The sequence below is a fragment of the Levilactobacillus hammesii DSM 16381 genome, from assembly GCF_001434395.1.
In the GTDB taxonomy this organism is placed as follows: Bacteria; Bacillota; Bacilli; order Lactobacillales; family Lactobacillaceae; genus Levilactobacillus; species Levilactobacillus hammesii.
Genome location: NZ_AZFS01000024.1, coordinates 1 through 6,531, shown reverse-complemented (window position 1 = coordinate 6,531; position 6,531 = coordinate 1). Strand labels below are relative to the sequence as shown.

At 48.9% G+C, this 6,531-nt stretch carries 6 protein-coding genes; 5 read left to right on the top strand and 1 reads right to left on the bottom strand.

Annotated features, from left to right (window positions below; translation table 11 throughout):
- The first annotated feature begins 547 nt into the window (after positions 1-547).
- On the top strand, positions 548-1,408 hold the full coding sequence (locus tag FD28_RS02035) for an AraC family transcriptional regulator (RefSeq protein WP_057732100.1): 861 nt from the start codon (positions 548-550) through the stop codon (positions 1,406-1,408).
- A 130-nt stretch (positions 1,409-1,538) separates the two neighbouring features.
- Positions 1,539-3,170, top strand: coding sequence for an ABC-F family ATP-binding cassette domain-containing protein (locus FD28_RS02030; RefSeq protein WP_057732098.1), 1,632 nt, complete (start codon positions 1,539-1,541; stop codon positions 3,168-3,170).
- Positions 3,171-3,760: 590 nt separating this feature from the next.
- On the opposite strand, the gene FD28_RS02025 is transcribed toward FD28_RS02030, so the two are convergent.
- Positions 3,761-4,705: a DMT family transporter gene (locus FD28_RS02025; RefSeq protein ID WP_057732095.1), complete on the bottom strand. Its 945-nt coding sequence runs from the start codon at positions 4,703-4,705 to the stop codon at positions 3,761-3,763.
- Positions 4,706-4,993: 288 nt separating this feature from the next.
- Here FD28_RS02025 and FD28_RS02020 point away from each other — a divergent pair, with 288 nt between their 5' ends.
- From FD28_RS02020 to FD28_RS13155, 3 genes are all read left to right on the top strand, one after another.
- Positions 4,994-5,212: a hypothetical protein gene (locus FD28_RS02020; RefSeq protein WP_057732093.1), complete on the top strand. Its 219-nt coding sequence runs from the start codon at positions 4,994-4,996 to the stop codon at positions 5,210-5,212.
- A gap of 184 nt (positions 5,213-5,396) precedes the next feature.
- The gene (locus FD28_RS02015) at positions 5,397-6,128 is read left to right on the top strand and encodes a hypothetical protein (protein WP_057732091.1); all 732 of its coding nucleotides are present in this window, start codon (positions 5,397-5,399) and stop codon (positions 6,126-6,128) included.
- Positions 6,129-6,212: 84 nt separating this feature from the next.
- Positions 6,213-6,488, top strand: coding sequence for a hypothetical protein (locus FD28_RS13155; RefSeq protein ID WP_157059811.1), 276 nt, complete (start codon positions 6,213-6,215; stop codon positions 6,486-6,488).
- The last annotated feature ends 43 nt before the right edge of the window (positions 6,489-6,531 follow it).

Here is a 6,531-nt window from a genome sequence, read left to right as displayed (position 1 = left end):
TGGTGTTTTTATTTTGTGTTAAAAGCAGTGGCTAACTTGATTTTAAAACTCGCCAACATAAAAAAACAGCCAGACCCGCGTCTAGCTGCCCCCCCTAAAGCCTCAGATGGCCATAACTTATTCTTGTTGCGTCACAGTTTTGGTGGGTGATCTCTTCCCCAAGAGAGAGCACCTGTTGGAAGGTCGGCCACTCCCCCAAGTGGCCGATAAGCGAAATGATTGCTTAGCCAGTCAGTGCCGACCCTCCCCAGAGTCGTCCTGACAACAAGTCCAAATCAACTTTCTCAAGAATCGGTGGCCATGATAGGGGTGACTCATGTCCGTCATGATGGTGACCCCTATCGGATGTTACAAGTACATTGTAGCGGGTATTCAATAATTCTATAATCCCGTAATTTGATAATTGCGTTACTTATTTTAACCACCTGGGTTGTTTACGTGGTATGCTATTGATACAAATGAATTGTAACAATTGGTATACTTGGGGGAATTAAGGTAAAGTTGCTTTTTTGTTGGGTTTTTGATTTACAGAAATGGGGGAACAAACATGCCTCGTCCGTATCATGAACGTTTGAATTTTACGATGCAATTGCCACTGCGCGTGATCAGTCATGGCACGGGTGGCCCGAAATTGGTATTGCCACATTGGCACCAAGCTGTCGAATTGGCCTACCCGTATTGCGGCCATCCTGGAACCGTGCATGTGGGGAGTTCGACTTTTGAAATGGCCGCGGGTCACGTCTACGTGATTAACTCGGAAGTGGTGCACAGCTACGAAACGATGCTCGATGAAGATAATCAGATTATGACGTTACTGTTGCCATCGGCTTGGCTGCGAAACGTCGTGGATAATGAACAGCTCCCGATTTGGGGACCGGTTGATCTGGATCTGCACGATGCGGCTTATCACGGCATTGGTCAGGCCGTCGGAACCCTGGTGGATAACGCCATCCACGAGCGAACGAATCAAGCAGATTACCTCGCCAGTTTGGGTGCGGAATATCAATTGGTGGGTCAGATGTTAAAACGGTTGAAAGTTAATGGTCAGGTAGATAATGATCAGTTGCCCTTACCAGAGCCGCTACGTCAGGCGGTGGGAGAGATTCAAGAGAACTATGGTGAGCCTATGTCCATCGCGGATATGGCCGCCAAGCTGAACTATTCCAGTGTGTATTTCTCCCGTTATTTTAAAGAATATATGGGAATCTCCCCCAAGGCCTATTTGGGACAGATCCGCTTGGAACGGGCCACGGAACTCCTGATGACTTCGGATGATGCTATTCAGACCATCGCGACGAAGACGGGCTTTCGGACGGAAAAGAATTTCTTTGTGACCTTCAAGCAGCATTTTTTGATGACACCCAAGACCTACCGTGAGCGTTATGCGGCACAACGGACCTGGTCGTAGCGTAACCGTTGCTTGTCAACGATATTTATGGTAGACTAGGCCAACATAACACAACGAATATGAGTGGAAACCAACGTTGCCGTTAACTGACACGTTGGTTTTTTACGCAAAAATACAGGAGGTATCGTTCATGTTAACCGTCAATAATGTCAGTATGCAGTTCTCCGACCGGAAGCTCTACGACGAAGTCAATCTTAAATTCACCCCGGGGAATTGCTATGGGGTCATTGGCGCTAACGGCGCTGGTAAATCAACCTTTCTCAAGATTATTGAAAACAAGTTAAAGCCAACGACCGGGACCGTCTCAATGGGTCCTAACGAGCGGATGTCCAGCTTGAATCAAGATCACTTTGCGTTTGAAGATGAACTGGTCTTAAACACAGTTATTCAGGGACACAAGAAGCTCTACGATATCATGACTGAAAAGAACGCCATCTACATGAAGGCTGATTTCACCGATGCCGATGGCCTGCGTGCCGCCGAACTCGAAGGTGAATTTGGCGAAATGGGCGGTTGGGAAGCCGAGGCTGAAGCCAGCCAGATGCTCCAAGCGTTAGGGATCGATGAATCCTTACACCAGGTCAAGATGAGTGAATTAACGGAACCCCAAAAAGTTAAGGTTTTACTGGGACAAGCCCTGTTCGGTCATCCCGACGTATTGCTCTTGGACGAACCGACCAACGGGTTGGACGTGCAATCCATTAGCTGGCTGGAAAACTTCCTGGCCGACTATGAAAACACCGTCATTGTCGTTTCCCATGACCGGCATTTCTTGAACCAGGTCTGCACGCACATGTGTGACGTGGACTTTGGCAAGATTACGTTGTTTGTTGGGAACTATGATTTCTGGATGGAATCGAGTGAATTGGCTGCCCAATTAAAGGCCAATGCAAACGCTAAGAAGGCCGACCAGATCAAGCAACTCCAAGAATTCGTGGCGCGGTTCAGTGCCAATGCGTCGAAGTCCAAGCAGGCAACGTCGCGGAAGAAGCAATTGGAAAAGATCACGCTGGATGACATCAAGCCTTCTTCACGGAAATACCCCTTCATCAAGTTCAATCCAGAACGAGAATTGGGGAACGACTTGGTTCGCGTGGAACACCTGTCCAAGAAGATCGATGGCGTGACCATTTTAGACGATGTGAGCTTTACGCTGCGTCCCGATGAAAAGACGGCCTTCATCAGTCGGAACGATTTAACGACGACGGTGTTGATGCAAATCGTTGCCGGCGAAATGGAACCAGATAGTGGGACTGTCACTTGGGGCCAAACGACCAGCACAACCTACTTGCCTAAGAACGTGAACGATTACTTTGCCAACAACGAGTTGACCGTGATCGATTGGTTGCGGCAGTTCGCTTCCAAAGAAGAGAGTGACAATACCTTCTTGCGCGGTTTCTTAGGGAAGATGCTGTTCTCTGGGGATGATGTGAACCGGGAAGTTGACGTGATGTCCGGGGGCGAAAAGGTCCGGGCAATGCTGTCCAAGATGATGTTGAGCAAGGCTAACGTGCTGTTGCTCGATGATCCTACCAATCACTTGGATCTGGAATCCATCACGGCCTTGAACGATAGCCTGGTTGGTTTCAGCGGTAGTATCCTCTTTACGTCTCATGATCACGAGTTCATCCAAACGATCGCCAACCGGATCATTGAAGTGAGTCCTAAGGGGATTGTTGACCGGGCCGACACGACCTACGACGAGTTCTTGGGTCACGAACAGGTACAGGCGCAGGTTGCGGCACTGTACGCTGACAAATAAGCTAATCTCTTTTCGAGAGTCACCGTTTGCGTGATGTCCTTGAAACAGTGAGATTGCGGTTGACCACAAATAAAGTGAAAAAGGGTGCCACACAGTGAGTAAAATGCTCGCTGCGTGGCACCTTTTTAGATCATGGAATATCTGCCTGAAACTAGTATTGGTAAGCATTCGTGCCATTAAATTTGTCTAAACTGGGCGCACTGCGGCTGCCAGGGATTCCGCCTGCTGTGGGGACGCTTCAGCCTGGAAGGCCGTCAGTCTTCTCGCTCGATTTGGAGCCACGAAGAGCACCTGTCTCCAAAGTCGCCCGTGCTGTAAACTGGCTGAAAAACGCCAGTTAACACGACTTTCACGGCTGGTTCCATCCCTGGCCTCCTCCGGCGCTGGTTGTGTTTTATCACGAAAATAGTTGAAAAACGTTGGCAGCTAGCATTTTTCTCCAATCAATGACAATTACTGCAGTCATTACCCCGGTCGTCTAAGAACGCTGTTTAAGCTGACCGGACCACCAGGTGACCTAGTCTTAGGCTCACTGTTGTTGATAGAACAATCATGACCAGTACTTTTGAACTTTCAACCGCTAGTCAATATCAAAATAGCCGAATCAGTACTACCCCACTGATTAGAACCACCAGTCCCAGTAGTTGAACCGGAATCACCGGCTTGCGCTGCGCTCCCAGAAGGCCCAGTTGATCGACCAGCAAGCCACCCGTAATCTGCCCCAAAAGGGCGAAGACCACGGTCTGACCGGTACCGATAATGGGCGCCAGGTAGGCGTTACCCAAAACGAAGATCGCCCCTAAGACCCCGCCGATCCAAAGCCACCACGGTTTGCCATGGCCCGTTGCACGGCGGACTTCCTTGAATCCGTGGTTGACGATGAGCACAATGACCAATAGGCCAATGGTCCCAATTAAAAAGGAAATAAAGGCGGCGTGAACTGCGGAATGCAAGACGAGGCCCAAGCGACCGTTAATGGTCGTTTGCGTGGCACCTAAGGCTCCGGTGAAGACCCCAATTAAGCGCCAGATGAGGGGATTGCCCGCCGTCTTTTCCGTGGCCAGTTGGCGATGCTCGCGGCGGCGTAGTAGGTCGGGTAACGCCACGGTGATGAGAATGCCGGCTAGGGCCAATAGAAGGCCGATGACTTTAGTCAGCGTGAGCGGTTGACGATCGGCGTGGAACCAGCCAAAGTTGTCGATGATCGACCCCATCACGACCTGACCAAGAATCGGCATGATGGCGGTTTGAACGGCCCCGATGTGGGGGAATAGCAAGATATTGGCCGTTAGGAAGATCACCCCGAGCAGTCCGCCAATCCAGAGCCACCAGGGTTGCGTGGCGATGAGATGGGGGGCAACGAGAAGGGTGTGTTGCGTGGCTAGGGTCATCGCCCCGAGGAAGAAGGTCCCAATGGCAAAGGACACAAATGAGGCTTGATAAGGCGATCCAATAAAGTGCCGCAAGCGTGAGTTAACGGCGGTTTGAAAGGAAACGATGATACCAATAGCAATGCCGATGGTGATGGGGAGCATAGCAGATTTCTCCTTAGGTGACAGATTTTTAAACGTAAAAAGGTGAATCGTGCGAAATTACCTGGTCATTCCCAGCCACTAGCCGTTGGGACGCCAAACGAGGCAGCAGGAAGCATCTAGGTGGTCGGGAACTTCGGATGCTGTGCGAACCGTTTCTTTCAGTATAACTTATTTATCGACTAGAAGGGTCACCATCACGTGGTCGTCAAGGCGGCTTTAGCCTGAGTTAAGGAAAGTCTCGTATACTAGCAAGCATCCGATCGTGTATTTGAGAAGGGAGATTTCGTGATGAAACCAGTTCGAAAAGGACCGAAACGTTGGCTAGCCCTGGTGGTTGCCGGCCTGATACTCTTTGCTGGCGGCGGGGGGACGGGCTACATGCTCGGTCAACAACAGGCCAAGTCGGCGCAGACAACGCAGATGAAGAATATACCCAGTGGCATGAAGAACCGACCATCGGGGAAGCCGAATGGCGCGCCTAATCAGAGCAGTGCCAGTGGCAATTAGCACGGATTAGCGGTGAAACAGGTTATCAATTCTACCGATAAAATGATAGGGAGCTGAGAATATCGTCTCGGCTCCTTTTTGTTGGCCAGTACCTTGACAGCGCCCGGCATGAAGCGGATTATAAAAATATTAGTTAATCCTATCGCAAGGTTAATTAAATAACACGTTTCGGGGAGAGATTAGTATGCGGATGAAGGATTGTTTGAAGTTGGTTTTGGCAGTTGCTGTTTTGGGTGTGATCAGTTTGGGTGCGGGGACCACGGCTCAGGCGAAAACCAAAAATGTGATTGACCATAAGGATTGTGCGGCCACCAACCAGATTTTTAAGAGCCAAGGCTTCCATATGACGGCGCTACTTGCCAAAAAGAATGGGCTTATGGTAACGGCGCTGACAAAGTGGCAAGGGGGAAAACGCTATGAGTTTGCCGTTGGCGAGTGGTCTTACAGCAATGCCGAGCGGGTTCAGATGAGTATTTATCAAGGGAAAAAGCTGGTTGGTGAACATCGCACAACCTGGGCAATCCATCCCGCTGGGCAATTCCAAAAGGACGTTCTGGCACAAAACCAGAAGGATGCGGCATACATCGTTGCTTCCAAGACTAAGGTGTGGTCTATTTCAATGTTTAATCCGCAAAAGACGGTGGCCACCAGTGAGAATTGGCAGTTAGCCGGACAGGCAGCGATTGCCGCCGACTTAGCGATGAATCGTAAAGCGTTAAAGCACCAAGAAAAAAGTGCGTTTAAGCAGGGCAAGAATGTGATTGTTTTTGATACCCAAAATGATAAGCGTATTCGAAGAATGGAAAATTTCCTTAAAAAATATAAGCGGGCAGCCAAGCAGTCTCCTAAACTTTGGAAACAGTATAAGCAGATCCTTAAGGAATACAGGTATGTGGAGAATCTAACGCTGATGTGAAACCGTCTATGGTAAGGAAATTGCGATAACGCCTGAGCTTGAGAAATGGTGTTCGGCTAATCCATATGAAAATGAGATGATTTCTTGAAACCAACATTTTATCATTTTAAAAACAAATTAGTTGGTCATTGGAAAAGAATTGGAATAGTGAGGAAAGTTTTTGAGGTTCTGCTTTTAGCCATCCTTGCTTTTCTTACAGTACCGAGTAATTCTGTAAGATTGGCTATAGCGTTGTCTGGGCATCCGCAAATTGCGCGCCATACTCAGGTCACTAAAGTAGGTTCTGTTGAAACTCGATATTTACTTGGTAAGTACCATATTGGTCGAGCTTATGAAATTAATAAAACATCTAAAGGTTGAAAGTTAAATTGTACAGTAAAGGCCCGGGAAACCGGGCCTTTAC

Bases quoted from the DNA above. Each gene is read 5' to 3' on its own strand.
- FD28_RS02035 (WP_057732100.1), top strand. From the start codon at position 548: ATGCCTCGTCCGTATCATGAACGTTTGAATTTTACGATGCAATTGCCA.
- FD28_RS02030 (WP_057732098.1), top strand. From the start codon at position 1,539: ATGTTAACCGTCAATAATGTCAGTATGCAGTTCTCCGACCGGAAGCTC.
- FD28_RS02025 (WP_057732095.1), bottom strand. From the start codon at position 4,705: ATGCTCCCCATCACCATCGGCATTGCTATTGGTATCATCGTTTCCTTT.
- FD28_RS02015 (WP_057732091.1), top strand. From the start codon at position 5,397: ATGCGGATGAAGGATTGTTTGAAGTTGGTTTTGGCAGTTGCTGTTTTG.
- FD28_RS02020 (WP_057732093.1), top strand. From the start codon at position 4,994: ATGAAACCAGTTCGAAAAGGACCGAAACGTTGGCTAGCCCTGGTGGTT.